This window comes from Streptomyces collinus (assembly GCF_031348265.1).
Lineage (GTDB): Bacteria > Actinomycetota > Actinomycetes > Streptomycetales > Streptomycetaceae > Streptomyces > Streptomyces collinus.
On the sequence record NZ_CP133771.1, the window covers coordinates 5,631,829 to 5,658,212 of the forward strand.

Annotated in this window: 25 protein-coding genes; 12 read left to right on the plus strand and 13 right to left on the minus strand. The window is 72.0% G+C overall.

The features are described 5' to 3' along the window. Positions 1 to 24 precede the first annotated feature (24 nt). The 3 genes from RFN52_RS25740 to trhA form a co-directional block, all read right to left on the minus strand. Positions 25 to 651, minus strand: coding sequence for a TetR/AcrR family transcriptional regulator (locus RFN52_RS25740; protein ID WP_184849406.1), 627 nt, complete (start codon positions 649 to 651; stop codon positions 25 to 27). Between the two features lie 5 nt (positions 652 to 656). Next, on the minus strand, positions 657 to 2,207 hold the full coding sequence (locus RFN52_RS25745; protein WP_184849408.1) for a DHA2 family efflux MFS transporter permease subunit: 1,551 nt from the start codon (positions 2,205 to 2,207) through the stop codon (positions 657 to 659). A gap of 110 nt (positions 2,208 to 2,317) precedes the next feature. Next, entirely contained in the window at positions 2,318 to 3,031 is a 714-nt protein-coding gene (gene trhA, locus RFN52_RS25750) for a PAQR family membrane homeostasis protein TrhA (RefSeq protein ID WP_184849410.1), read from the minus strand. 326 nt (positions 3,032 to 3,357) lie between these two features. Between trhA and RFN52_RS25755 the strand changes: the two genes are divergently transcribed. Then, a complete protein-coding gene (locus tag RFN52_RS25755; RefSeq protein ID WP_184849411.1) occupies positions 3,358 to 5,187 on the plus strand; it encodes a phosphoenolpyruvate carboxykinase (GTP) in 1,830 nt (609 codons plus the stop codon). Positions 5,188 to 5,390: 203 nt separating this feature from the next. Here the strand turns inward: RFN52_RS25755 and RFN52_RS25760 are convergent, their stop codons facing one another. Both RFN52_RS25760 and RFN52_RS25765 read right to left on the minus strand, forming a co-directional pair. Then, entirely contained in the window at positions 5,391 to 5,873 is a 483-nt protein-coding gene (locus tag RFN52_RS25760; protein ID WP_184854036.1) for an ATP-binding protein, read from the minus strand. Next, on the minus strand, positions 5,873 to 6,076 hold the full coding sequence (locus RFN52_RS25765) for a hypothetical protein (protein WP_184849414.1): 204 nt from the start codon (positions 6,074 to 6,076) through the stop codon (positions 5,873 to 5,875). Before RFN52_RS25765 ends, RFN52_RS25760 begins: the two co-directional genes overlap by 1 nt. Positions 6,077 to 6,233: 157 nt before the next feature. On the opposite strand from RFN52_RS25765, the gene RFN52_RS25770 reads away from it, so the two are divergent. Further along, a complete protein-coding gene (locus RFN52_RS25770) occupies positions 6,234 to 7,088 on the plus strand; it encodes a helix-turn-helix domain-containing protein (RefSeq protein ID WP_184849415.1) in 855 nt (284 codons plus the stop codon). Further along, a complete protein-coding gene (locus tag RFN52_RS25775; protein ID WP_184849417.1) occupies positions 7,069 to 7,359 on the plus strand; it encodes a DUF397 domain-containing protein in 291 nt (96 codons plus the stop codon). The genes RFN52_RS25770 and RFN52_RS25775 overlap by 20 nt, the downstream gene beginning before the upstream one ends. Before the next feature lie 121 nt (positions 7,360 to 7,480). On the opposite strand, the gene RFN52_RS25780 is transcribed toward RFN52_RS25775, so the two are convergent. The 3 genes from RFN52_RS25780 to RFN52_RS25790 form a co-directional block, all read right to left on the minus strand. Continuing rightward, complete coding sequence (locus RFN52_RS25780) at positions 7,481 to 8,266, minus strand: sulfite exporter TauE/SafE family protein (protein ID WP_184849419.1); 786 nt, start codon at positions 8,264 to 8,266, stop codon at positions 7,481 to 7,483. Positions 8,267 to 8,345: 79 nt separating this feature from the next. Further along, complete coding sequence (locus RFN52_RS25785) at positions 8,346 to 9,062, minus strand: cation efflux transmembrane domain-containing protein (protein ID WP_184849420.1); 717 nt, start codon at positions 9,060 to 9,062, stop codon at positions 8,346 to 8,348. Continuing rightward, positions 9,062 to 9,397, minus strand: a complete 336-nt coding sequence (locus RFN52_RS25790) for an ArsR/SmtB family transcription factor (protein ID WP_184849422.1) — start codon at positions 9,395 to 9,397, stop codon at positions 9,062 to 9,064. The genes RFN52_RS25785 and RFN52_RS25790 overlap by 1 nt, the downstream gene beginning before the upstream one ends. Positions 9,398 to 9,503: 106 nt before the next feature. Here RFN52_RS25790 and RFN52_RS25795 point away from each other — a divergent pair, with 106 nt between their 5' ends. Continuing rightward, positions 9,504 to 10,181 (plus strand): class I SAM-dependent methyltransferase, encoded by a 678-nt coding sequence (locus tag RFN52_RS25795; protein WP_184849424.1) that lies wholly within the window; start codon positions 9,504 to 9,506, stop codon positions 10,179 to 10,181. Positions 10,182 to 10,404: 223 nt separating this feature from the next. Here the strand turns inward: RFN52_RS25795 and RFN52_RS25800 are convergent, their stop codons facing one another. Beyond that, positions 10,405 to 10,824 (minus strand): SCO4983 family protein, encoded by a 420-nt coding sequence (locus RFN52_RS25800; RefSeq protein WP_184849426.1) that lies wholly within the window; start codon positions 10,822 to 10,824, stop codon positions 10,405 to 10,407. A gap of 132 nt (positions 10,825 to 10,956) precedes the next feature. Further along, on the minus strand, positions 10,957 to 12,168 hold the full coding sequence (locus RFN52_RS25805; RefSeq protein ID WP_184849428.1) for a pyridoxal phosphate-dependent aminotransferase: 1,212 nt from the start codon (positions 12,166 to 12,168) through the stop codon (positions 10,957 to 10,959). A 126-nt stretch (positions 12,169 to 12,294) separates the two neighbouring features. On the opposite strand from RFN52_RS25805, the gene RFN52_RS25810 reads away from it, so the two are divergent. Then, complete coding sequence (locus RFN52_RS25810; RefSeq protein WP_184849430.1) at positions 12,295 to 13,389, plus strand: hypothetical protein; 1,095 nt, start codon at positions 12,295 to 12,297, stop codon at positions 13,387 to 13,389. 161 nt (positions 13,390 to 13,550) lie between these two features. Next, positions 13,551 to 14,477 (plus strand): S1 family peptidase, encoded by a 927-nt coding sequence (locus RFN52_RS25815; RefSeq protein WP_184849432.1) that lies wholly within the window; start codon positions 13,551 to 13,553, stop codon positions 14,475 to 14,477. 25 nt (positions 14,478 to 14,502) lie between these two features. On the opposite strand, the gene RFN52_RS25820 is transcribed toward RFN52_RS25815, so the two are convergent. Further along, a complete protein-coding gene (locus RFN52_RS25820; protein WP_184849434.1) occupies positions 14,503 to 16,116 on the minus strand; it encodes an N-acyl-D-amino-acid deacylase family protein in 1,614 nt (537 codons plus the stop codon). Positions 16,117 to 16,129: 13 nt separating this feature from the next. Next, the gene (locus tag RFN52_RS25825) at positions 16,130 to 17,404 is read right to left on the minus strand and encodes an amino acid deaminase (RefSeq protein WP_184849436.1); all 1,275 of its coding nucleotides are present in this window, start codon (positions 17,402 to 17,404) and stop codon (positions 16,130 to 16,132) included. 135 nt (positions 17,405 to 17,539) lie between these two features. Here RFN52_RS25825 and RFN52_RS25830 point away from each other — a divergent pair, with 135 nt between their 5' ends. The 5 genes from RFN52_RS25830 (at position 17,540) to RFN52_RS25850 (ending at position 21,925) form a co-directional block, all read left to right on the plus strand. Then, entirely contained in the window at positions 17,540 to 18,574 is a 1,035-nt protein-coding gene (locus tag RFN52_RS25830; protein ID WP_184849437.1) for a sugar kinase, read from the plus strand. Then, on the plus strand, positions 18,571 to 19,332 hold the full coding sequence (locus tag RFN52_RS25835; protein ID WP_184849439.1) for an IclR family transcriptional regulator: 762 nt from the start codon (positions 18,571 to 18,573) through the stop codon (positions 19,330 to 19,332). Before RFN52_RS25830 ends, RFN52_RS25835 begins: the two co-directional genes overlap by 4 nt. Beyond that, positions 19,329 to 19,739, plus strand: coding sequence for a RidA family protein (locus RFN52_RS25840; protein WP_184849441.1), 411 nt, complete (start codon positions 19,329 to 19,331; stop codon positions 19,737 to 19,739). The genes RFN52_RS25835 and RFN52_RS25840 overlap by 4 nt, the downstream gene beginning before the upstream one ends. 102 nt (positions 19,740 to 19,841) lie before the next feature. Next, positions 19,842 to 21,320: a GntP family permease gene (locus RFN52_RS25845; protein ID WP_184849443.1), complete on the plus strand. Its 1,479-nt coding sequence runs from the start codon at positions 19,842 to 19,844 to the stop codon at positions 21,318 to 21,320. A 65-nt stretch (positions 21,321 to 21,385) separates the two neighbouring features. Next, a complete protein-coding gene (locus tag RFN52_RS25850) occupies positions 21,386 to 21,925 on the plus strand; it encodes a hypothetical protein (protein ID WP_184849445.1) in 540 nt (179 codons plus the stop codon). On the opposite strand, the gene RFN52_RS25855 is transcribed toward RFN52_RS25850, so the two are convergent. Continuing rightward, complete coding sequence (locus tag RFN52_RS25855; protein WP_184849447.1) at positions 21,922 to 23,274, minus strand: M14 family metallopeptidase; 1,353 nt, start codon at positions 23,272 to 23,274, stop codon at positions 21,922 to 21,924. The two genes, RFN52_RS25850 and RFN52_RS25855, sit on opposite strands and share 4 nt — an antisense overlap. A 276-nt stretch (positions 23,275 to 23,550) precedes the next feature. Here RFN52_RS25855 and RFN52_RS25860 point away from each other — a divergent pair, with 276 nt between their 5' ends. Continuing rightward, positions 23,551 to 26,343 carry an ATP-binding protein gene (locus RFN52_RS25860; protein WP_311241055.1) on the plus strand — a complete coding sequence of 931 codons (2,793 nt, stop codon included), beginning with the start codon at positions 23,551 to 23,553 and terminating at the stop codon, positions 26,341 to 26,343. The last annotated feature ends 41 nt before the right edge of the window (positions 26,344 to 26,384 follow it).

Genomic DNA, 26,384 nt, shown 5'->3' on the forward strand with positions numbered 1-26,384 from the left:
ATGTCACGATGGCGGGCACCGGCCTCAGGGTTTTCCGCTCGGCAGGCCGTGCTCCATGACGTCCAGGGCGCGGTCGACGAGGTCCCGGATGTCGTCCCGGTGGCCGGTCTCCGCCCAGTACTGGGAGACCTCCATCAGTCCGCCCATCACCGACATGGCGAAGACCCGTAGCTCCAGGCTGTCGGGGTCGAGCCCGGAGCGTTCGGCGAGGGCCTCGCGGAGCAGCCGGCCGGTCGCCGCCATGCTCTCCATCATGCGGGCCCGGACGGCCGGGACCTCGACCCCGAGCCGGGTCCGCAGCCGTGTCACCTCGGGCTCCTCGGCGAGGCTCAGGTCGAGCGCCGTGCGCATCACGTGCCGCAGGACGTCCGCCCACGACTCGTCCCGCGGCCGGGCCCGCAACTCCGCCATCATCACCGGGTCCCACTCGTCGGTGACGACGATGTCCTCCTTGGTGGGGAAGTACCGGAAGACGGTCGACGGCGACACCTCGGCGCGGTCCGCGATCTGCTCGATCGTCGTGGCGTCGTAGCCCTGCTCCTCGATCAGCGCGTACGTCGCGGTGCGGATCGCCTGGCGGGTCTTGATCTTCTTCCGCTCCCGCAGTCCCAGGGGAGGGCGGTCGGCGGGAGTGGTGCGTGCGGCCGTCATGAAGGTCATTGTCGGGCATCGGCCCCGGGCCCGGCCATGGCCGGACTGCCGCTCTCCCCGCCCTCGGCGGACTCGCTCCCGGGCAGGAACGCGGCGGCGGACAGCGCGGCGACCAGGGCCGCGACACCGCACACCAGCAGCACGACGCCCATGCCGTGGACGTAGGCGCTGTTCGCGGAGGCGGCCAGGCCCGGCGTGCCGGACCGCTCGGCGACCAGGTGTGCGGCGACGACGGACTCCCCGGCGGTGTCGGCGGCCCGGCCGGACAGCCCGGTGACGTCGAGCCGGTCCCGGTAGGCGCTCGCGAGCAGGCTGCCGAGCAGGGCGATGCCGATGGCGCTGCCGACCTGGCGCAGGGTCATCAGCAACCCGGAACCGCTCCCGGCCCGGTCGGAGGGCAGCGTGGCCAGCGCCCCGTCCATCGCCGGGACCACGGCGAAACCGAAGCCGAGGCCGGTGACGGTCAGCCACAGGGCGGTGAAGCCGTACCCGGAGTCGGCCGTCGTACGGCTGCCGAGGAACGCGGCGAAGGCCAGCGTCACCAGGCCGCAGCTGACCACCGCGCGGGGGCCGAACCGGGCGACGACCGGCTGGGCGCCGCGTGCGGAGATCATCAGGCCCGCCATCATCGGCAGCAGCCGCAGCCCGGTGCCGAGGGCGTCGTGGCCGAGGACGGCCTGGAGGTAGGGCGGCAGCAGGAACAGCAGGCCCGCCAGGACGAAGGTGACCAGCGTCGCCGTGAGGGCGTTCACGAGGAAGCCGCGGTGGCGGAGCAGCTCCATGTCGAGCATGGGCCGCGCCGCCCGCCGCTCGCGCAGCACCAGCCCGGCGAGCAGGACGACGGCCCCGGCGAGGAACCCGGCGACCAGAGGGTCGCCCCAGCCGCGTGTGGGTGCCTCGATGATGGCGTAGACGAGGGCGCCGAGACCGGCCGCGGTCAGGGACGTGGCCGTGACGTCGACCTTGGGGGAGGCGGGGTCGCGCGTCTCGGGGAGCAGGAACAGGCACGCCGCGACGCCGATGCCGACCATCGGGACGTTGACCAGGAAGACCGAGCCCCACCAGAAGTGGTCGAGCAGCCAGCCGCCCAGGATCGGGCCGAGCGGCATGCCCAGCGCGGAGGCGGCCGACATGACGCCGATCGCCTTGGAGCGCTCGTCCGGCCCGAACAGCGAGGGCAGCACGGACAGCGCGAGCGGCATGACCAGTGCGCCGCCCACGCCCATCACGGCCCGGGCCACGACGACCCAGGTCACGTCCGGGGCCAGGGCGCCCATGACCGAGCCGGCCAGAAAGATCCCGAGCCCGGTGACCAGCATCAGCCGCCGCCCGAACCGGTCACCGAGCAGCCCGGCCGGAAGCATCAGTGCGGCGAAGACGACCACGTACGCGTCCGCCATCCACTGTTGCTCGCCCGTACGCGCGCCGAGGTCCCCGGCCATGGTCGGCAGCGCGACGTTGAGGATCGTCATGTCGAAGCCGAGCGTGAGCATGCTCGCGACCAGAGCGGTCAGGGCCCACCAGCGGCGGGGGTCAGGCGTAATGACAGTAGCCATGAAATGAAAGTAACTGTCAAACGATGGAGACTGTCAAGTGGTGGTGGTGTCCGGGCATGCAAAAAGGCCACGGCTGGAAAGCCGTGGCCTTGAGAGGGCGCGAGAGGGAGCTACCCGTGCTGGTACGCCACCAGCGAGATCCCCACGTAGTGGGCGATGAAGGCCGCCAGGGTGAGGGAGTGGAACACCTCGTGGAAGCCGAACCAGCGCGGTGACGGGTTCGGCCGCTTGATGCCGTAGACCACGCCGCCCGCGCTGTAGAGCAGGCCGCCGACGATGACCAGGACGAGGACGGCGATGCCGCCGGTGCGCATGAAGTCCGGCAGGTAGAAGACGGCCGCCCAGCCCATGGCGATGTAGCAGGGCGTGTAGAGCCAGCGCGGGGCGCCGACCCAGAAGACCCGGAAGAGGATGCCGGCCACGGCCGCGGCCCAGATGCCCCACAGCAGCCACTGCCCCTTGGCTCCCGGCAGGAGCAGCATGGTCAGCGGCGTGTAGGTGCCCGCGATGATCAGGAAGATGTTGGCGTGGTCCAGCCGGCGCAGCACGCCGTCCATGCGCGGGCTCCAGTCGCCCCGGTGGTACAGCGCGCTCACGCCGAACAGCAGGCAGGCTGTCAGGGCGAAGATCCCGCAGGCGATGCGTCCTCTGGAGGAGTCGGCGAGCGCGGTCAGCACCAGGCCCGCGACCAGAACGGCCGGGAACATGCCCAGGTGCAGCCAGCCGCGCAGCTTCGGCTTGACCGGATGCGGCAGGGAGAGCGCCTTCGGACCGTGGCCGTCGGCCGCCGAGTCCGTGGGCGCGTCGGGGACGAACGCAGTCATGGCCGAATGGTAGCTACGGAACCGTAAGTGGCGCGTCGGTGCCGTCGATTGACCGGCGAAGAGTGGCCATCCTCTCAGCGCATCCCGGCGATGGTCACGCAAACGGACTGTCAGGTGAACGCAACGTGCACGCAAAGAGGTGCGGGGAAACCGTGGCGAGCCTCACGTTGCTCACCTGTGCGCTCCTCTGGACAGATGGGCGCGCACGTCGGATGATCAAATGAGTGCAGTCGGCACCGGATGAGCGCCAAGATCCACCGAAGCATCCGGGTCGCAGCCCCCACGGGGCCTCCACATCACAAAAAATCCCTCATTTAGGAGCAATCGTGGCGCGCGATATCGCGGCTCCCACCGTCCCCACCACCCATCAGGGGCTGATCTCGTGGGTCAACGAGATCGCAGAACTGACGCAGCCGGACAACGTGGTCTGGTGTGACGGATCCGAGGCCGAGTACGAGCGCCTGTGCGGGGAGCTCGTCGAGAAGGGCACCTTCCGGAAACTCGACCCGATCAAGCGCCCCCACTCCTACTACGCCGCCTCCGACCCCACCGACGTCGCCCGCGTGGAGGACCGGACGTTCATCTGCTCCGAGAAGGAGGCGGACGCCGGCCCGACCAACCACTGGAAGGCCCCCGCCGAGATGCGGGAGATCTTCCAGGGCTCCGGAGGCCAGGGCGGTCTGTTCCGCGGCTCGATGCGTGGCCGGACCATGTACGTCGTGCCCTTCTGCATGGGCCCGCTCGGCTCGCCGCTGTCCGCGCTCGGTGTGGAGATCACCGACTCGGCCTACGTCGCCGTCTCGATGCGCACGATGACGCGCATGGGCCAGGCCGTCCTGGACGAGCTCGGCTCCGACGGCTTCTTCGTCAAGGCCGTGCACACCCTGGGCGCCCCGCTGGAGCCCGGCCAGGCGGACGTCCCCTGGCCCTGCAACCAGACCAAGTACATCTCGCACTTCCCCGAGGACCGCGAGATCTGGTCCTACGGCTCGGGCTACGGCGGCAACGCCCTGCTCGGCAAGAAGTGCTACGCCCTGCGCATCGCCTCCGTCATGGCCCGTGACGAGGGCTGGCTCGCCGAGCACATGCTGGTCCTCAAGCTGACCCCGCCGCGCGGCGAGGCCAAGTACGTCGCGGCGGCCTTCCCGAGCGCCTGCGGCAAGACCAACCTCGCCATGCTGGAGCCGACCGTCCCCGGCTGGACGGTCGAGACCATCGGCGACGACATCGCCTGGATGCGCTTCGGCGAGGACGGCCGCCTCTACGCCATCAACCCCGAGGCGGGCTTCTTCGGTGTCGCCCCCGGCACCGGCGAGCACACCAACGCCAACGCGATGAAGACGCTCTGGGGCAACTCCGTCTTCACCAACGTCGCCCTCACCGACGACAACGACATCTGGTGGGAGGGCATGACGGAGGAGACCCCGGCCCACCTGACGGACTGGAAGGGCAACGACTGGACGCCCGAGTCGGGCGTTCCGGCCGCGCACCCCAACGCCCGCTTCACCGTCCCGGCCTCGCAGTGCCCGATCATCGCGCCGGAGTGGGAGGACCCCAAGGGCGTGCCGATCTCGGCGATCCTCTTCGGCGGCCGCCGCGCCACGGCCGTGCCGCTGGTGACGGAGTCCTTCGACTGGAACCACGGCGTCTTCCTCGGCGCCAACGTGGCCTCCGAGAAGACCGCCGCCGCCGAGGGCAAGGTCGGCGAGCTGCGCCGCGACCCGTTCGCGATGCTGCCGTTCTGCGGCTACAACATGGGCGACTACATGGCCCACTGGGTCGACGTGGCCAAGGACAAGGACCAGTCCAAGCTGCCGAAGATCTACTACGTCAACTGGTTCCGCAAGGACGACGAGGGCAAGTTCGTCTGGCCCGGCTTCGGTGAGAACTCCCGCGTCCTGAAGTGGATCGTGGAGCGCCTGGACGGCACCGCCGAGGGCGTCGAGACGCCCATCGGCGTCCTGCCGACGAAGGAGGCCCTCGACACCGACGGCCTGGAGCTGGCCGAGTCCGACCTGGAGTTCCTGCTCACGGTCGACAAGGAGGTCTGGCGCGAGGAGGCCGCCCTGGTCCCCGAGCACCTCAACACCTTCGGCGACCACACGCCGAAGGAGCTGTGGGACCAGTACCGCGCGCTGGTGCAGCGCCTGGGCTGAGCCCCACCCCGAACTCCGCGGCCGGCTGGAACCGACTGTGCCCTGACCAGCAACATCGTCACGGCCGGCCGCGGAACCGACTGGCGGGGCCCGCACAACGGCGTGCGGGGTCCGGGGCCCGTCGCCGCCTTCCGTCCGCCCCGATGGAAACCGACGGCGACAGGCCCCCTCCCGCCCGCTTCGGCGCGCCCCGCCCCGCGGGCTCACGAACGTGCCGATGGATGACCGAGCGCTCCGGCCGACCGCCTACGTCGGCCGGAGCGCTCGGGCGTGCCCGGGGTGTCGGCGGCGGTGGCGGCGATGGGTTCGGCGTCGGTGAACAGCTCGCACCACACCGTCTTGCGGCCCGCCTCCTGCTCTACGCCCCACCGCACGGCCAGCGCGTCCAGCAGCGCCAGACCTCGGCCGGATTCCGCCTCGGCCCGGGCGCCGGCCGCTCCGTCCCCTCCGACGAGGACGGGCAAGGCCCGGGGGTCCGGATCGGTGACCCCCAGCCGGACCCGCCCGCCCTCCTCCCGCCACACCCGCACCGTCACGGGGACGCCCTCCCCGACGTGCCGGATCACGTTCGTGACGAGCTCGCTCGCGCAGAGCTGCACGTCGGTCCCGTACGAGCGCAGCGCCCGCCGCACACCGGACACCTCGCCGGGTGTCGCGAGCAACTCCAGCGCCACCGCCGGCCGCATCACGCCGCGCCCTTGCGGAGGGCGGCCGTCAGCGCTGCGGCGGTGCGGAGGTTGCAGTTGCCGAGCACGATCAGCGGCCGCGTGGGGCAGCGGGAGGCGAAGGCCGGGAGATCGATGCCGAGGGACGGCAGGGTGATGCCGTGTGCGGCGAGCGCGGCTCGCAACTCCTCGACGCAGGCGTCGGCTTCGGCGGGGCTGTGCATGGGGTTCACACCTTCCAGTGCGCTGAGTGACGAACTCCTCACACTCTGGCGCCGGCCACCGTAGCGTGACAGCCCTTCGGTCTCCCGCTCCTGAACTGCGGCTGCGTGGCGCAAGGGCCGGTAGCGGGCGGTAACGGCACACCAAGGACGGTGAACGATGGGTCAGCGCAAGGACATCGACGGTTCGACGGGCGTCCCGACCTTCTACGGCAGCGAGTTGCGCTGGAAGCGGGAGGAGGCGGGCCTGACCCTCCAGCAACTCGTCGAGGGCAGTTTCTACGGCCCGAGCCACCTCAGCGAGATCGAGCGGGGGACGCGCCGGATGCCGACGGAACTCGCCGAGCACGTGGACAGGGTGCTGGGCACGGACGGCTTCTTCAGGCGGCGGTGCGAGGACGTACGACGGGCGAAACGGCGGGGGCACGCGAGCTACTTCGAGCGGGTGCTGGAGGCGGAGCGGCACGCGGAGACCATCGAGGGGTGGTGCCCGACGCTGGTGCCGGGGTTGTTGCAGACGGAGGCGTATGCGCGGGCGGTCACCCGCTCCGCACATCCCCTGGCACCGGACGAGGATGTGGAGGAGAAGGTGACCGCCAGGCTGGCGCGGGCCCGGCTGTTCGAGGACGACCACAAGACCCCGGAGTACTGGGTGATCCTGCCCGAGTCGCTGCTGCGGCAGCCGATCCTGCCGCCGGAGCGGAACGCCGAACAGTGGGGGCGTATCGCGGACCTGGCGCGACGCCGTCGCATCGTTCCCCAGATCCTTCCGTGGAACTGCGGGGCGTATCCGCTGATGCTGGGCTCAGCCATGGTCATGACCTTTCCGGACGCGCCGCCTCTGGTGTACACGGAGGCGCAGTACAGCGGAGACACCATCGACGACCCGGCCCTCGTGAGGCAGTACCGCAAGGCATACGATCGGCTCAGGGCCGCCGCACTGCCCCCGGAGGCGTCCCTCGCCCTGATCGAGCAAGCGGCTGAGGATGACCGAAATGGCAAATCACGCGACTGACTTGAGCGCGGCCGTCTGGCGTAAGAGCACCTACAGCAACGGCAGCGGTGGCGACTGCGTCGAGGTGGCCGAGGCCTTCCCCGGCGCCGCCCGCTGGCGCAAGAGCACCTACAGCAACGGCGACGGCGGCAACTGCCTCGAAGTCTGCGACGCCCACACCGCCGTCGTCCCCGTCCGCGACTCCAAGGTCCCCCACGGCCCGGTCCTCACCATCACGGCCCCGGCCTGGACGTCCTTCGTCACGTCCCTCAAGCCGGCACCTGACGCATGACCCCGTCGGCTCCGCGAAGGCGGAGTCGGTGCCCGCTTGTCACCGGCGTCCCGACGTGAAGGCCAGAAGAAGGAGGGTGATCAGCACTGCCGCGTAGCCCCGCATGAGCCATGGGACGGGCTCACGTCAGGGCCTGGAGTGCGTACATCCCGCCGACGCTGGTGGCGAGAACGCCGAGCAGGAGCCGCAGCGCATTCTCGGGCAGGCGGGGCTGAAGCCGGGCCCCCAGGTAGCCGCCGACCAGGCCGCCCACCCCGCAGGACAGCCCCAGCCACCAGTCGGGAGCGACGTCCCCGGAGCTGAGCAGGGACAGGACCGCATACGCGGTGGCACCGACGACGGAGGTGGCGAACGTGGCCGCGAGGGCGGCCGGCGCCACCCGGGTCATAGGCAGGCCGCGGGCGGCGAGGACCGGCCCGAGGAGGGATCCGCCGCCGATGCCGTAGATGCCGCCGATCACGCCCACCCCGAGAGCCAGGGCAGTGAGCGCGGCCGGGGACGGTTCCGCCGCGGTATCCGGCCGGTGGCGGGCCGGGGCGAGGGTACGGACGCACAGCCACAGGCCGAGCGGCAGCAGCAGGATGGCGATCAGGAGCCGGAAGACGCCGGGGCCGGGGAGAGCGAAGACGCGGATCGCGGCTCCGAGGACGACGCCGGGCAGGGTGCCGACGGCCAGGCGCCGGGCCAGGCCGCCGCGCAGAGCGCCGTCGCGGCGGTACCGCCACAGGGCGCCCGGCCCGGCCACCACATTGAACAGGAGATTCGTCGGCGTGATCGCCGGACTCGGCACACCGAAGACGCTCAGGTGGACCGGAAGGAGGAACACCGCCCCGGACACCCCGACCGGCGCGGTCACCACCGCGATCAGCAGTCCCGCGGCCAGCCCCGCCCACACCGTCCACTCCACGCTGCTTCCCACCCTCCCGCCGCTGCCCGGCCAGTATCAGCGGGGCGAGCGAGGCAACGGGGAGTTGGCAACGTGATGTTCACGAGCAGCAGGAGCAGCCGGGACGGCAGCCGCACCCGTCTTCGTCCGCGGCGGCCTCCGGCGCCGCGCTGCTCGCCGCGGCGGGGGCACAGCAGCCTTTGCCCTGCCAGGCGTCGCGGCCTTCCTTGATGGCGATGGCGGCGATGGCGAGGCCGGCGATCGGGTCGGCCCAGGACCAGCCGAGGGTGGCGTTGAGAACCAGGCCGACGAGGAGAACGGCGGAGAGGTACGTGCACAGCAGGGTCTGCTTGGAGTCCGCGACCGCGGAGGCGGAGCCGAGCTCACGGCCGGCCCTGCGCTGGGCGGCGGACAGGAACGGCATGACCGCGAGGGAGAGCGCGGCCAGGACGATGCCGGTGATCGAGCGGTCGGCCTCGCCGGGGCCGGCCAGCGCACGGATCGCGTCGACGCTCACGTAGGCGGCCAGGGCGAAGAAGGAGACGGCGATGATCCGCAGGGTGGTCTTCTCCCGGGCGTCACGGACCGCGTGCTCGCGGGCGGAGAACTGCCAGGCGACCGCGGCCGCGGAGGAGACCTCGATGACGGAGTCGAGGCCGAAGCCGATCAGCGCGGTGGAGGAGGCGACGGCCCCGGCGGTCAGCGCGACGACGGCCTCGACGACGTTGTACGTGATCGTCGCGGCCACCAGCAGCCGTATGCGGCTCGCCAGTTGCTCGCGACGGGCCGGGGTGGGCCCCAGGGAGACGGACACCATCAGCAGCAGCCCTCCGGTGCGGCGTCGGGGCAGGTCTTGTCCGTCTCCACCGCCACGACCGCGGCGAGCAGGTGGTCGAGCGCGTGGCCGAGGCGTTCGTCGGCGAGTTCGTAGCGGGTACGCCGCCCGTCCGGGACGGTCACGGCCAGGCCGCAGTCCCGCAGGCAGGCCAGGTGGTTCGACAGCCGGGTGCGGGAGACGCCGAGCGCGTCGGCGAGGTCGGCCGGGTAGGCCGGCGCCTGGCGCAGGGCGATCAGAATCCGGCAGCGGATCGGGTCGGCGAGCGCGCGGCCGAAGCGGGCCAGCACGTCGATGTCGGAAGCAACGGTCAGCACACCATGACAGTACAGGGAATCGTGAATTCATGAGATCGTGGATTATGTGAGGGTGGGGCGGCGGATTCACCCTCAGCCCCGATGGATCCGAAAGGGAACGGCGAACGTGAGCGACGACGGGCAGGACCTGGCCGAGGTGCAGCGGACGCACTGGCAGAACACCTACACCACCCACCCGGGGATGTACGGCGAGGAACCGTCGGCGCCCGCTCGCCACGCGGCAGCCGTCTTCCATGCGGCCGGAGCCCGCGATGTCCTCGAACTCGGGGCCGGCCACGGCCGCGACGCCCTGTACTTCGCGCGTGAAGGGTTCACCGTCCAGGCGACCGACTTCTCCGCCGCCGGTCTGGAGCAACTGGGCGCCGCAGCCCGTCGGCAGGCAGTGGACCGCCGGGTGAGGACCGCGGTCCACGACGTCCGCGACCCCTTGCCGTTGCCGGACGCCTCCGTGGATGCGGTTTTCGCGCACATGCTGCTGTGCATGGCCCTGTCCACCGAGGAGATCCACGCCCTGGTCGGGGAGATCGGCAGGGTGCTGCGGCCCGGCGGCAGCTTCGTCTACACCGTCCGCCACACCGGCGACGCCCACTACGGCACCGGCACGCCCCACGGCGACGACGTCTTCGAACACGGCGGGTTCGCCGTGCACTTCTTCCCGCGCGACCTCGTCGACGCTCTCGCCGAGGGCTGGAGCCTGGACGAGGTCCACGCCTTCGAGGAGGGCGACCTGCCGCGTCAGCTCTGGCGGGTCACCCAGACACGGCCGGGTACGCCTTCGGTCTGACCGCCCCCGGCCGCAGCGGTGCGAACGCTGGGCTCACTCAACCGATGCCACCCCGCTGTTGCGGCCGTCCCGGCCGTAGGTGGTCGTGTTGCCGCCGGCGTCGTCCGAGCCCGTGCCATCGCGTCCGTCGCGGTCTGCCCTCACGGAACGGTTCGTGGCGCCCGGTCCGCGCGTCGCTGCGGGTGCGCGCGGACCGGGGCCGTCAGGGGGAGCCCGGCAGGGCTCAGCGGGACGCGAGCTCGCGCGGGTCCAGGGCCGCCGTGTGGGCGTCCATCCGCTCGGCGGCCAGGATCGCCGCCGCCGTGTCGGCGCGAGAGGCGGCGACGACCAGCGCCCGGCCCGCCAGGGCGTGCGCCCGCTGGTGCAGGGCCGCCGTACCGCGGTCGCGCCTGCCGCTCATGGCGGCGCGCACCGGAGCGCGTCCCCCGCGCAGCCGGCCCACCTGCTCCGCGAGCCGCTCCGCCGCCCTGTCCAGGTCGGCCGAGGACTGCGTCGCACGCAGCTCGTCCGTGACCGCGAGCAGGGCGGCGAGGTGGCCCGCGAGCTGGATGTCCAGTTCTTCCTCGCGGGAACGGTGGGGGAAGTCGGGGTTGGGGCCGTCCACCGTGCTGTGGACCGACTTGGCGCGGATCGGTTCGTACATGGGAAGGCCTCCTGTGTTCTTACAGGAAACCATCCTAGCTTAGATTTCGTCTAAAGTTGAGTCGTTCACAAAACCGGACTGCCCGCACACATAGCGTGAGCGGGCAGTCGGGGCAGGCGCGGCAGGGCGGGGTCAGGCCTGGCTGTAGCCGTCCAGGAAGTGGCCGATGCGCCCTATGGCGTCGGTCAGGTCCCCCACCGTCGGCAGGGTCACCACCCGGAAGTGGTCCGGCTCCGGCCAGTTGAAGCCCGTGCCCTGGACGACCATGATCTTCTCGCGCCGGAGCAGGTCAAGGACCATGCGGCGGTCGTCCTTGATCTTGAAGACCTTGGGGTCGAGGCGCGGGAAGAGGTAGAGCGCCCCCTTCGGTTTCACGCAGCTCACCCCGGGGATCTGGGTCAGCAGCTCGTACGCCGTGTCCCGCTGCTCCCGCAGCCGTCCGCCCGGCAGTACCAGGTCGTTGATCGTCTGGCGCCCGCTGAGTGCCGCGACGACCCCGTGCTGCCCGGGCATGTTCGCGCACAGACGCATGTTCGCCAGGATCGTCAGACCCTCGATGTAGGAGTCGGCGTGGGCGCGCGGCCCGGAGATCGACATCCAGCCCACCCGGTAGCCGGCCACCCGGTAGGCCTTCGACATGCCGTTGAAGGTGAGGGTGAGCAGGTCCGGGGCGACGGAGGCGGTCGGGGTGTGCGTGGCCCCGTCGTAGAGGATCTTGTCGTAGATCTCGTCGGAGCAGACGAGCAGGTTGTGCCGGCGGGCGATGTCGGTCAGGCCCTTGATCATCGCCTCGTCGTAGACGGCCCCCGTCGGGTTGTTGGGGTTGATGATCACGAGCGCCTTGGTGCGGTCGGTGACCTTGCGCTCGATGTCGGCGAGGTCCGGCATCCAGTCGGCCTGCTCGTCGCAGCGGTAGTGCACGGCGGTGCCGCCGGACAGGGAGACGGCGGCGGTCCACAGCGGGTAGTCGGGCGCGGGTACGAGGACCTCGTCGCCGTCGTCCAGCAGGCCCTGCATCGCCATCACGATCAGCTCGGACACGCCGTTGCCGATGAAGACGTGCTCGACGTCGGTCTCGATGCCGAGGGTCTGGTTGTGCATCACGACGGCCCGGCGCGCGGCCAGCAGGCCCTTGGCGTCTCCGTAGCCGTGTGCCGACGACACGTTCCGGAGGACGTCCTCCAGGATCTCCGGCGGGCACTCGAAGCCGAACGCTGCCGGGTTGCCGGTGTTCAGCTTGAGGATGCGGTGCCCTGCCGCTTCCAGGCGCATCGCCTCCTCGAGAACCGGGCCCCGGATCTCGTAACAGACGTTGGCGAGCTTGGTCGACTGGATCACCTGCATGTGTGGGAGCTTACGGCCCGGTAATGGCTGCCGGGTCGTGTTTTCCGCCACGTGAGACGCGGCTATTTGGGGTGATATCGCCGCACGCTGTCCCACCAGCATCTTCAGTCCCTAGAATTCGCCGCCATGTCCAAGCCATTCGATTACGCCGACGGAGCGACGGGCGGCGAGCCGCAGGGCCCGCCGAACGTGTACCTGCCGCAGGAAGCGCCCCCACCGGCGTACGACGCCTACGTGGACCCGGCGGCGGCACACGGCTGGCAGGACGTGTACGACCGGAGCGACCCGGCGGTCACGCCGGCGCCGGCTGCTCCGCATCCCGCCGAGAGCGCCAACCTCACGGGTGACGCGGGCCACACCGGCGCCCAGGCGTATGCCGACGGCGGTGCGGGGGGCTCCGGCGGTGGGCACATGTACCCCGGCGGCGGTGCGGACGGTTCCCGCGGAGGGGACGCGTACCCCGACCCTGCGGCGGACGGTTCCGGAACCGGGCACGTGTACCCCGGCGGCGGTGCGGATGGCTCCCACGGCGGCCAGGTGTACCCCCGCGATGCCGCGGACGGCTCCCGCAGCGGGCACGTGTACCCCGGCGGCGATGCCCACGACTCCCACAGTGGACCCGCCTACCCCGCCCCGGCCCCCGGCCCCGCCCCCATCTCAGCCCACCCCCACCCCCACCCCCACCCCGGCGGCCCCGACGGCCCCGGCGGTGTCGGTGAGACCCGGGAGCTGCCCGTGGTGCCGGGGGTGGGTGGCCGGGGCGGTGCCGGGCGTCGGGCCCGGCGGAAGCCCGCCGCCTGGCGGTCGCGTCGCGTGGCGGTCGCCGCCGGGGCCGTGGGGGCCGTGTCGGCGGCCGTCATCGTCGCCGGGTTCTCCTTCTCCGGTGCGCCTTCCGGCGGGACGCGCGGCGGTGAAGGGGGCCGCACGGATCCGGCGACGGGGGAGTCGTCGGCGGTGTCCCCCACGGACACCGGTCGGCCGGCAAGCCCCGACGCCCCGCTCTCGGGGCGGTCTGACGGGCCGTCCGGTGCCGCGTCCGCGAGCCCGTCGCCCGAGGCGAGCCGGACCCCGTCCGGGTCCGGTACGGACGGCGCGGGCCCCCCGGCCGCCGCCACGACCACCGCTCCGGTGGAATCCGGACCCAGCTCCACCGCACCGGCCCCCGGCAGGCCCGACGGGAAACCCGGGCACGGTCCCGGCGGCACCAAGGGACCCAAGTGACCGGTCCGTAAGGGCGGTTGAGTAGGGTCGGACAGGACGCCGGGATTCCGGTTGTGGAACAGGTTCTTGTGCCGCCCTCTCGCGACGATCACAATGCACATGACAACAGTGCAGGCGGCCGGAGGATTTCCGGTCGCCTCCGTCGCAAGAGGGGACCCCCCATGAGAAAACCTCTCGCCGCCGCGTTCTGCGCCCTGGCGATAGCCGGGGCCGGCGCGGCCCCCGCGGCCGCTGCCGATGCCGCCCCCACGGGCGTCGGCAAGACCGCGGACACGGGCTCGGCCACCTCCGCCGTCTCCGGCGTGGTCTCGTCCGTGGAGCAGACGCTGTCCGGCCTCCGCGGTCCGCAGACCAAAGCGGTGAACTTCGCCGGCACCGTCGCGCTCAGCAACTGCTCCGGCTCCGTCGTCCGCATGCCGGACGCCGAGGACAACGACCCGGCGCTCGTGATGACCAACGGCCACTGCCTGGAGTCCGGGTTCCCCGGCCCCGGCGAGGTCCTCGTCGACAAGGCGTCCAGCCGCACCTTCACCCTGCTCAACGCCTCCGGCTCGCGCGTCGCCACCCTGCGCGCCGCCAAGCTGGCCTACGGCACGATGACCGACACGGACGTCGCGCTGTACCAGCTCACCACCACGTACGCGCAGATCAAGAGCTCGTACAACATCAACGCGCTGACGCTGAGCGACAGTCACCCGGTCGCCGGCACCGCCATCGGTATCCCCTCCGGCTACTGGAAGCGCATCTACAGCTGCTCCATCGACGGGTTCGTCCCCACCCTGAAGGAGGGCGACTGGACCTGGAAGGACTCGGTCCGCTACACCTCCGCCTGCAACACCATCGGCGGCACGTCCGGCTCGCCCGTCGTCGACCAGGCCACCAACAAGGTCGTCGCCATCAACAACACCGGCAACGAGGACGGTGAGCGCTGCACGGTGAACAACCCCTGCGAGGTCGACGCGAACGGCACCGTGACCGTCCGCAAGGGCATCAACTACGCCCAGCAGACCTACGGGATCCCGGCCTGCGTCGGGATCGACAGCAAGCTCGACCTGAGCGCGAGCGGCTGCACCCTGCCCAAGCCGTAAGGCAGGCAGGGTGCCGGCCGGGCGGTCACGCGGGAGGAGTCCTGCGGACCGCCCGGCCCGCCAGTACGTCCGTGCGCCGGCCGTCCTCGATCACGAACCGGCCGTCGACCAGGACGTGCGGGATGCCCGTCGGGAGCGTGCGCGGCTGCGCGAACGTGGAGCCCGCCGCGACCGTTGCCGGGTCGAAGAGCACCAGGTCGGCCTTGTACCCCTCGCGCACCAGGCCCCGGTCGGGCAGCCGGAGCCGTGCCGCCGGGCGGGACGTGAGGTGCGCGACGCACTCCTCCAGCGACAGCACCCCCAACTCCCTGACGTAGTGCCCGAGGTAGTGCGGGAAGGTGCCGTAGGCACGCGGGTGGGGTTTCGCGCCCTGGAGGATGCCGTCCGAGCCGCCGGTGTGCACCCGGTGGCGCATGATCTCCCGGACGTTCTCCTCGTGGCCCACGTGCTGGAGGATGGTCGGGGCCAGCCGGTCGGCCAGCAGCAGCCCGCGTGCGGTCTCCCAGCACGTCTCGCCCCGTCGGTCCGCCGACTCCTGGACCGTCCGGCCGACGAAATCCGCCAGGGCCGGGTCGCCCACGCCGGAGATCTCGATCGTGTCCCACTCGACGGGCACGCCGTGGCAGCCGTCCGAGCCGGTGACCTCCAGGTCGTGGCGGACGCGTTCCGCGGTGCCGGGGTCCGCCAGCCGCCTCAGGGTCTCCTCCGGGCCGCCCTCGCTCGCCCAGCTCGGCAGCACGGCCGCCAGCGTCGTGCAGCCCGGTGTGTACGGGTAGGTGTCGAGGCTGATGTCGGACCCGGCCGCGAGCGCCTCGTCCAGCAGGGCCAGCAGCTCGGGCGCCCGGCCCTTGTTCACGCCGAAGTTCATGGTGGCGTGCGCGAGGTGGAGGGAGCAGCCCGCCTCCCGGGTCAGCGCCACCATCTCCTCGTACGCCTGGAGGGCCCCGGCGCCGTAGGAGCGGTGGTGCGGGCAGTAGTAGCCGCCGTACGACGTCACCACCCGGCACAGTTCGGTCAGTTCGGCGTCCCGCGCGTACATGCCCGGGGTGTACGTCAGCCCCGACGACATGCCGACGGCGCCCTGCTCCAAGCCCTCGGCCACCGACTGCCGCATCCGGTCCAGCTCCTGCGGTGTGGCCGCGCGGTCCTCCCAGCCGACGGCGAGCGCCCGGACCGTGCCCTGCGGGATCAGGTAGGCCGCGTTCACGGCGATCCCGCGGTCCAGCCGGTCCAGGTACTCGCCGACCGTGCGCCAGTCGAAGTCGATGTCGTCACCCGGGCCGTTCCACCCGGCGATCGCCCGCCGCACCTCGCCGAGCGTGCGGTCGTCGACCGGTGCGTACGACAGGCCGTCCTGGCCGACGACCTCCAGGGTGACGCCCTGCGCGGCCTTGGCGCTGTGGTCGGGGTCGCGCAGCAGCGCCAGGTCGCTGTGGGCGTGCATGTCGACGAAACCGGGGGAGAGGACCAGGCCCTCGGCGTCCAGTTCCCGGCGCGCCTTCGGCCGCTGGCAGCCGGCCGCCGCGGCCTCCTTGACGATCGACACGATCCGGCCGCCGTCGACCACGACATCGGCCCGGTAGGAGTCCGAGCCGGAGCCGTCGACGACGTCGGCGTCCCGGATGACGAGTTCTTCCATCGCTGACGGCCTCCTAGAAGAACGTGCGGACGTAGTCGACGACCGTGCCGTCCGCCTCCGCGACGGGGATCAGCTGCCACTTGTCGAACGAGGTGCACGGGTGGGACAGCCCGAGCCCGACCCAGTCGCCGACCTCCAGGTCCGCCTCCGGCGTGGTGGCGAGCCAGGCGTGCTGGTCCGACAGGGCCGTCACGGACACGCCCGTCGCCGGGCGCTCGGCGGCGTCCCGGCGGATCACCTGGGCGAAGGGCAGGTCGAGGTCGTAGGCCGCGTCCCGCTTGCCCGCGTTGACGAAGGCCTGCTCGGCGGAGGGGCGTGACACCACCTGCGTCCACAGGCGGAACGCCGGCTCCAGCGCGCCCTCCTCGGGGACCCGGTTGAACGGGGTCAGCTTGCGGTAGTGGCCGTCGTCGTGCGAGACGTACGCGCCCGAGCGCAGCAACTTCAGTACGGGAAGGGAGAGTTCGGGGATCTCCGCGAAGACCTCGGCGACCGCGTCGAACCAGGCGCTGCCGCCCGCGCTGACGATGATCCGGTCCAGCCCGGTGAACCGTCCGGCCTTGTCGAAGTCGGCGGCGAGCGCGACCAGCCGCCGCAGCCACGCCGTCACCCGCTCGGTGTCGGCCTTCGGCACCTCGCCCTCGTAGCCCGCGACGCCGACGAGCCGCAGCGTCCGCGTGCCCGCCACGGCGTCCGCGACCGCCGCGCACTCCGCCTCCGTACGGACACCGGTCCGGGCGCCCTCGCCCGCGGCGAGCTCGACCACGACGTCCACGGGGCGCGTGGCACCCCGCAGGGCGGCGTCCATCAGCTCGACCCCCCGCACCGAGTCGACGTAACACACCAGCTCGAAATCCGGGTCGGCGTCCAGTTCGGCCGCGATCCAGCGCAGGGCCGCCGCGTCGACCAGCTCGTTGGCGAGGAACACGCGCCGCGTCCCGAAGGCCCGCGCCACCCGCACCTGGTGCGGCACGGCCAGCGTGATGCCCCACGCCCCGTGCTCGATCTGCCGCTGGAACAGCTGCGGTGCCATCGAGGTCTTGCCGTGCGGCGCGAAGGCGAGGCCGTGCCGGGCCGCGTACGTCTCCATGAGCTTCAGGTTGTGCTCCAGGCGCTCGGCGGACAGCGCGAGCACGGGCGTCGCGAAGCCGCCCGTGAAGAGGTTGCGGCGCTGGCCGGCCAGCTCGGCGACGGTCAGCCCGTCGGCGTCCGGCGGGAGGCCCTTGAAGCGGTGGTCGACGCGCTCGGCGGCGAGCCGGGCGAGGGACTGGGCGCTGTCGGCCGTCATGGAGCCTCCCTGATCTGCGGTGTTGCAGTATCTGCAACCTTCATTGCGTATGTCGCTGAACGCTGTCTAACATCTCGGCCACCGCCGGTCAATGAAACCGCCACCCACCGAAGCCGCCGAGGAGCTACGAGCATCGTGACCCCCACCGGACCCTGCAACGCCCCCGACGTCGTGGACGTCGTCGCGCTCGGCGAGTCCATGGTCACGTTCCTGCCCTCCCGGCCGGGCCGCCTCGCCGACGTGCCGTCCTTCGAGCGGGGGATCGGCGGGGCGGAGTCGAACGTGGCGTGCGTGCTGGCGGCGGCAGGGCACTCCGTGCGGTGGGTCAGCGCGGTCGGCGCCGACGGCTTCGGCGACCACCTCGTCGAGGAGATCGGGTCCTACGGCGTCGACGTCACGTCCGTACGGCGCGATCCGGCGCGTCCGACCGGGATCTACTTCCGCACGGCGGGGGACCGGGCCGGCGACGCCCACGAGGTGGCCTACTACCGGGCCGGATCGGCCGCCTCGGCGATGTCCGCCGCCACGGTGGACCCGGCGGCGGTGCGCTCCGGGCGCGTGCTGCACCTCTCCGGGATCACCGCCGCGCTGTCCCCGGACTGCCTCGGCCTGCTGCGCGAGCTGACCGCCCGCCGCCCCGGCCGGCCCCTGGTCTCCTTCGACGTCAACCACCGTCCCGGCCTGTGGCGCGACACGGACGCCCCGACGGTGCTGCGCGATCTCGCCCGGGGCGCGGACCTCGTGTTCGTCGGGCAGGACGAGGCGTGGGGCCTGCACAGCCCCGAGGCCGTCCGCGCCGCCCTCCCCGAACCCGAGGTGCTGGTCGTCAAGCAGGGCGCCGCCGGAGCCACCGTCTTCGAGCGGCGGGACGTCACCTTCGTCCCCGCACCCCGGGTCGACGTCGTCGCCGAGGTCGGTGCGGGCGACGCCTTCGCCGCCGGGTTCCTCTCCGCCACCCTGCGCGCACTGCCCGTACGGGACCGGCTGCGGCACGGCCACCTCATGGCCGCCGCCGCGCTCACCGTCCCCGGCGACCTCGCCACACCGGCCTCGCGGGAGCACACCGACCGGCTCGTCGCCCTGGACGACGCGGCATGGGGGAGACTGCGACTCGGCCCGGGCTGGACCGAGGAGACACAGCGGGCCGCCGAGGAGGTACGAACGCCATGAGCCAGACCGTCGACCGCGCGCTCAGCATCCTGCCGCTGCTCGCCGAGGGCCCCGCCGACCTGGGGCAGGTCGCCGACCGCCTCGGCGTCCACAAGTCCACGGCGCTGCGGCTGCTGCGCACCCTGCACGAGCACGGACTCGTCTACCGCCAGTCCGACCAGCGCTACCGCCTCGGCGCCCGGCTCTTCGCGCTCGCCCAGGAGGCGATGGAGAACCTCGACGTCCGCGAGATCGCCCACCCCCACCTCGTCCGCCTCAACGAGGACTGCGGGCACACCGTGCACCTCGCCGTGTACGAGGAGAACGAGGTCCTGTACATCGACAAGGTCGAGAGCCGCTACCCCGTGCGGATGTACTCCCGCATCGGCAAGCCCGTCGCCATCACCGTCGCCGCGGTCGCCAAGCTGCTCCTGGCCGACCTGCCCGAGCACGAGCGGCGGGCGGTCGCGGAGAAGCTCGACTACCCCACCTACACGTCCCGTTCGACACCCAACGCCGGCGCGTTCCTGCGGGAGCTGGAGAAGGTGCGCGAACAGGGCTGGGCCACCGACCTCGGCGGCCACGAGGAGTCCATCAACTGCGTCGCGGCGCCCATCCGCGGCGCCGACGGCCGGGTCGTCGCGGCGATGTCGGTCTCCGCGCCGAACGTCGTCGTCACCGCCGACGAACTCCTCACCCTCCTGCCGCTGGTGCGCCGCACGGCGGACGCCATCAGCGGGGAGTACTCCGGCAGAACACCAGTGAAGGGCACCGTATGACGGACAAGATCGCGCTCACCCCGAAGACCCACACAACGCCGCCGGCGAAGTTCTCGCACGGAGTGAAGAAGGGCAACATCCTCCAGGTCGCCGGGCAGGTCGGCTTCCTGCCCGCCGAGGAGGGAAAGGCGCCCACCCCCGCCGGGCCGACCCTGCGCGAGCAGACCCTCCAGACACTGGCCAACGTCAAGGCCATCCTGGAGGAGGGCGGCGCCTCCTGGGACGACGTGATGATGATCCGCGTCTACCTCACCGACACCGACCACTTCGCCGAGATGAACGCGATCTACAACGCGTACTTCGAGGAGCAGGGCCTGACCCAGCCGCCCGCCGCGCGCACGACGGTCTACGTCGGTCTCCCCGCGGGTCTCCTCATCGAGATCGACGCGCTGGCCGTCCTCGGCTGACCCACCCCCACCCCGCCTTCCCGAGGCGCGGCGCCGTTCGATGCGCCGCGCCGCGCTCCCCCCTACCCAGAAGCCGCATGCCTTTACGCAGAGGACCCCCGAATGTCCCATCCGCTCGCCGCGTCCGCCCCTGCCGAGACCCCACCCCACACCGGAGGGCTGCTCCTCCTCGTCGACGGCACGGCCGGACTCCTGCTCACCGCAGCGCTCGGCATCGTGCTGCTGCTGTTCCTCATCATCAAGGCGAGACTCCAGCCCTTCGTCGCCCTGCTCGCGGTCTCCATAGCCGTCGGCCTCGCCGCCGGGCTGTCCGTCACCGAACTCTTCGGCACGGTCCAGAAGTCGGACGCCGTCTCCACCATCGAGTCCGGCATGGGAGGCATCCTCGGCCATGTCGCGATCATCATCGGCCTGGGCACCATGCTCGGCGCGATCCTCGAAGTCAGCGGCGGCGCCGAGGTATTGGCCGGGCGCCTGCTCGGTCTGTTCGGCGAGAAGCGCGCCCCGCTCGCCATGGGCCTGACCGGCCTGATCTTCGGTATCCCCGTCTTCTTCGACGTCGGCATCTTCGTCCTGGCCCCGATCGTCTACGCCGCCGCCAAGCGCTCGGGCAAATCCATCCTGCTCTACTGCCTGCCCCTGCTCGCGGGCCTTTCCGTGACGCACGCCTTCCTGCCGCCGCACCCCGGCCCGGTCGCCGCCGCCGGTCTCCTCCACGTCGACCTCGGCTGGGTCATCCTCATGGGCATCGTCTGCGGTCTGCCCGCCGTGGTGGCCGCGTGGGCCTACTCGGCGTGGATCGGCCGCCGCATCTTCGTCGCCGTGCCGCAGGACATGGTCGAGGCGGCCGAGGAGGCCAAGCAGGCCGTCGTCGACGAGCAGCGGGCCGCCGGTGTCGCGCCCAGCGAGCAGCCGGTGTCCCTCGGCACGGTCCTCGCCATCATCGGCACGCCCCTGGTGCTCATCCTCGCCGCGACCTTCTCCTCGATCGCCATAGCCCCCTCCACGCTCCGCTCGGTGATCGAGTTCTTCGGCAGTCCCTTCGTGGCGCTGACGCTGGCCCTGTTCCTCGCGTACTACCTGCTGGGCATCCGCCGCGGCTGGTCACGCAAGTCCCTGGAGACGGTGTCGACCGCGTCCCTCAAGCCGGTCGGCAACATCCTGCTGGTGGTCGGCGCGGGCGGCGTCTTCGGCGCGGTCCTCAAGGCCAGCGGTGTCGCCCAGGCCCTGTCGGACACGTTCAACGACGTGGGCCTGCCGGTGCTCGTGCTCTCCTACCTGATCTCGGTGGTCCTGCGCGTGGCCCAGGGCTCGGCGACGGTGGCGATCGTGACGACGGCGGGCATCGTGGCCCCGCTCCTGTCCGAGGGCGACCACTCCCAGGCCTTCGTCGCCCTGGTCATCATGGCCATCTCGGCCGGCTCCATCTTCGCCTCGCACGTCAACGACGGCGGCTTCTGGATGGTCGCCAAGTACTTCGGCATCAGCGAGCGGGACACCCTCAAGACCTGGACGGTGCTGGAGAGCGTGCTGTCGGTGGCGGGGTTCGCGGTCGCCGCCGTGCTGAGTCTGTTCGTGTAGGAGTCTGATAACGAAGTCGGGGTCGACTGTGTGCCGCACAGGTTTCTCGACCATACTTCTGCGCTGTGGAGCAGCGCATAGGTTCGAGCAGCCAGCCCCTGGAAGGCGCCGGATTCGACCCGGCCTTCATCCCCGGGCTCACGTCACCCGCGTCCGGACGGACGAAGGAGGACGGGCCGGAGAAGGAGCCTGAAGTCGCGGACGCCGAGGAGGCCGAAGAGGCCGCCGCCGAGTCGGAGGAGACGGCCGAGGTGTCCTCCTCCGAACCGGAGGAGGACACCGAAGCCGACATCGACGGCCCCGTCTTCGAGGCGTCCGACCGCCGCGCCAGGATGGTCGCGGACCACAGAGGCGTCCGCATGTCCCTGGACGACCAGGAGTGCGAGTTCCGCTGGGACGAGATCGGCGCGGTCGAGACGGAGACGGCCCGCTTCGGCAAGCGGTACACCGTCACCGTCCACACCCCTGACCGGCGCTGGTACCCGATCGAGATCGAGGCGCCGGCCAGGAGTCACTTCCAGGAGTGGGACGCCCGGCTGGACGCGGTCCTGGACGCCTACTTCGAGGAAGAGGACGAGGAAAAGGAAGAGCAAGCCGCGGGCTAACCGCAGTACTGCGCTTCCTTTCCGATCGACCGGTACATACAGTCCGCGTTCTCCAGCAACTGCAGCACCGCGTCGCGGTTACGGGAGGTCTCCCGCTCGATCACCTCGTCGGGCGGGTAGAACCCACCCCCACCGGAGCGGGGGTACATCTCGAAGGTGTAGCCGAAGATCTTGTGCGCGCCCCAGAGGTAGTCGTCGATCGACCCGTCCGTGATGTACAGGTCGCTGGACTGCTCCGCCGTGTACCCGTTGCTCGCGGCCATCTTCTGGCCGACCGTCTTGAACGCCGCGTGGTCGTCGGCGGTCATCCCGGTCGTCGTGTCGGAGTACGTGTAGCCGAACGGCCACAGCACCAGCTCGCTGTAGGTGTGGAAGTCCACGCCCGCCTTGATCTGCTGCTTGCCGCCCACGACCCGGCTGCGCACGAAGTCGGCCACAACCTTCACCTCGGGCGCGGACTCCGCCGAGGCTCCCCGGTAGGTGTCCGAGGACGTCGACCCCGAGGAGCCGCCGCAGCAGCCCCAGCGGTAGTTCCAGTTGCGGTTCAGGTCCGTACCGACGTACGACGAACCGGAGTTGGGCTGCCGGTTCTTGCGCCAGGAGCGGTACGAGCCGGTGGCGATGTCGTACTCGCCGCCGTCCGGGTTGATGTCCGGGACGATCCAGATCTCGCGGTTGTTCACCATGCCGGTGACGCGCGAGTCGGAGCCGTAGTCGGAGGTCAGCTCGCGCAGCAGGTAGAGCGCCATCTCGACGGTCAGGTGCTCGCGGGCGTGCTGGTGGTGCGTGAACAGCACCTCCGGCTCGGACTCGTCGGCGCTCACGTTGTCGCTGATCTTGATGGCGACGATGTTCCGGCCCTGGTACGACTTGCCGATCACGCGCTGGCTCGCGATGGACGGGTTGGCCGAGACGATCGAGTTGATCTCGTTCGTCATCTCCGCGTAGTTGTGGTACTTCGAGTCGGCCGACGGGAAGTCGAGGAGCCGGACGTCGTCCTCGCCGGCGGACCGGTCGGGCACCGCGCCGAGCGGGGTGACCTCGTAGCCCAGCGTGCGCAGCTTCTTGATCTGGCCGGCGCGGCCGGAGACCACGACGCCGTGTCCGTGGACCTCGTCCACCGTCACGCCCGCGCGCTGAAGTGCCGTGCGGTCCTCGGCCGTCGAGTGCAGATGGATCTCGTACTGCCGGACGTCGTCCGCCGAAGCGGCCGGCTTGCGGGCGCTGTCGGCGGTGGCGTCGCCGGTCGTCGCGGACAGGGGCGCCGCGAGGGCCAGGGCGAGGAGGCCGGCGAGGGCGGCGGTGCGTCTGCCGGTGCGGGCACCGGAGCCTCGTATGCGAAGTCGCATGAAATCTCCTTGTGGGAGGTGGGGTTGTTCCGTGCGACGTACGTGGTGCGGGTGGCTCATATCGTTCTGCCAATGGCATGAGCAGGTCAAGACTGAAAGCGGCCGCGCAGTGTACGCGTGCGGCACCGCGGTCGAGGCGTCCCGGCGGAAGTACACCCGCAGGTGTGGCCCTGGCGTGCATATATGTACGCCCCGGGGGAGAGTAAGGGGTCCGCGCAAGGGGAGCCGGAGTGCCAGGATCCCCGGACCCCCACCCCTTCAGAGGACTGGCTGATCATGGGCGGATCAGCGCCACGACGGGACCACCACCTGCCGGCCGAGACGACCAGCTTCGTCGACCGGCGTGGCGAACTGACCCAGGGCCGCGAACTGCTGGCCCGCGCACGGCTGGTGACGCTGACCGGACCGGGCGGCGTCGGCAAGACCCGGCTCGCCGCTCGCATCGCGGCCCGGGTGCGGCGCGCCTTCCCGGACGGCGTGCGCTGCGTGCACCTGTCCGGACTGCACGACCCGGCTCTCGTCCCGCTCGCCGCCGCCGACGCGCTGGGCCTCCACGACCGCTCCGCCCAGCCGCCCCTGGCCGCCCTCGTCGAACAGGTACGGGACCGGCGGCTGCTCCTCGTCGTCGACAACTGCGAGCATCTGGCGGGCGCGTGCGCGCAACTGGCCGCGGCCCTGCTGCAAGGCACCGAGGGCGTCCGGATCCTCGCCACCAGCCGGCACCGGCTCGGCCTCACCGAGGAGCACCTCCTGGAGGTACGGCCGCTGCCGGTGCCCGACCCGGACGGCGACCTGTCCGCCGCCCAGGGCTATCCGGCCCTGACGCTCTTCGCCGACCGGGCCGCCGCCGTCGTCCCCGGCTTCCGCCTCACCCCCGCCAACCGCGCCTCCGTCGCCCGGCTGTGCCACCGCCTGGACGGCCTGCCCCTCGCCATCGAACTCGCCGCCGTCCGCATGCGCGTCCTCGACGTCGACCAGCTCCTGGACCGCCTCGACGACCGCTACCGCTTCCTCACCACCGGCAGCCCCGCCGCCCTGCCCCGCCACCAGACCCTGCGCGCGGCGGTCGCCTGGAGCCACGACCTGTGCACCCTCCCCGAGCAGACCGTGTGGGCCCGGCTGTCGGTCCTGGCGGGCAGCTTCGACCTGGAGACGGCGGAAGCGGTCTGCGCGGACACCGCCCCGGACGACGGCACCCGCCCTCCGGAAGGCGCGGGACAACTCCTCGCGCTCCCGCCCGACGCCCCGCCCGAGCTGCCCGGTCGGCCCACTGACGGGCCCGGTGTGCCGGGCTGGTCCACCGATGGGCCCGGTGTGCCCGGCTGGTCCACTGACGGGCGCGCGTTGCCCGGCTGGTCCACCGACGGGCCGGGTGTGCCCGGCTGGTCCACTGACGGGCGCGCGTTGCCCGGTCGGCCCAACGGCGTGCCCGGTGTGCCCGGCTGGTCCACTGACGGGCCCGGTGTGCCCGTCCGGCCCACCGATGGGCCGGGTGTGCCCGGCTGGTCCCCCGATGGGCCCGGTGTGCCCGTCCGGCCCACCGACGGGCCCGGTGCGCCCGTCCGGCCCACCGACGGGCCCGGTGCGCCCGCCCGGCCCGCGGCGGCCCCCGCCGGTGCCCTCACCCTGCTCCCGCCCCCCGGCCTGCGCCGGGACGACGTCCTCGAAGCCGTGGCCGGGCTCGTGGACAAGTCCGTGCTCTGCCGGGAGACCGGACCCGGCGGCGTGCGGTACCGGCTGCTCGACACCCTGCGGCAGTACGGGCTGGAGCAGTTGCGACGGGACACCGGGCAGGAGGAGGCCGCCCGGCGGCGGCAGCGGGACTGGATGGCGCGACGGGCCGAGCAGTACGAGCGCGGCTGGTTCGGCCCCGGCCAGCCGGAGACCGCCGCCCTGCTGCGCGCCGACCAGGACAACCTGCGCGCCGCCCTCGACTTCAGCCTCACCGCCCCCGGCGAGGCCCTCGCGGGCCTGCGCCTGGCCGGCAGGCTCTGGTTCCACTGGCACGCCTGCGGCGCCTCCCGCGAAGGCCTGTACTGGCTCGACCGGGCTCTGGCCGCCGCCCCCGCACCGACCCGGGAACGGGCCCGCGGCCTGTGGGTCGCCGGCCTGCTGGCCGCCGCCGCCCGGGACTTCCCCCGGGGCCGCCGCCACGCCGCCGACGCCCTCGCCCTCGCCCACGCCCTCGGCGACACCGCCGAGGCCGCGCACGCCGAGTACGTCATCGGCGTCATCCGGCTCTTCGGCGACGACCTGCCCGGAGCGCTGCGGCACTTCGAGGCCACCGTCGCCCGCGGCCCCGTGCCCGGCCAGCACCTCAGCCTCGTCGGCCTCGACCAGGTCGAACTCGCCTGCGCGCTCGGCTTCCTGGGCGAGGCCGAGCGGGCCGTCGAGGTCTGCGAGCAGGCCCTGCGGCTGTGTGAACGGCACGGCGAGCAGTGGGTCCGCTCCTACGTGCTGCGCATGCTCGCCCTCGCCCACACCGTCCTCGGCGACTGGCCCCGGGCGCAGCGGCACGCCCGTGAGGCGCTGCGGCTGAAACTCGCCGTCCACGACGTCATCGGCATCGCCCTCACCCTCGACCTGCTCGCGTCGATCGCGGCCCGGCGCGGCACCTCCGAGGACGCCGCGCTGCTCCTGGGCGGCGCCGACCGCGTCTGGGCCGACATCGACACCGGCCGCTGGGGCTCCCACACCCTCAACTCCGTACGCCGGGACAGCGAGGAGCGGGCCGTCCTGGCCCTCGGGCGCGAGGTGTTCGAACGACTCCACCGGCGGGGCGGGGCGCTCGGGCTGCGGGAGCTGGCCGGACACGCGCTCCAGGAGCCGGGCCGCCCGCCCGGCGCGGAGGCCGCCGGCCCGCCACCGCACGAGGACGCCACGGTCCCGCTGACCCGCCGCGAGACCGAGGTCGCCCGGCTCGTCGCCGAGGGGCTCGCCAACCAGCAGATCGCCGACCGCCTGGTGATCGCCCGCCGCACCGCCGAAGGCCACGTGGAACGCATCCTCGGCAAGCTCGGCTTCAGCAACCGCAGCCAGATCGCGGCCTGGATGACGGCACAGCGCTGACCCCGCCCCCGCACCCACCCATCCACCCACCCACCCACCTG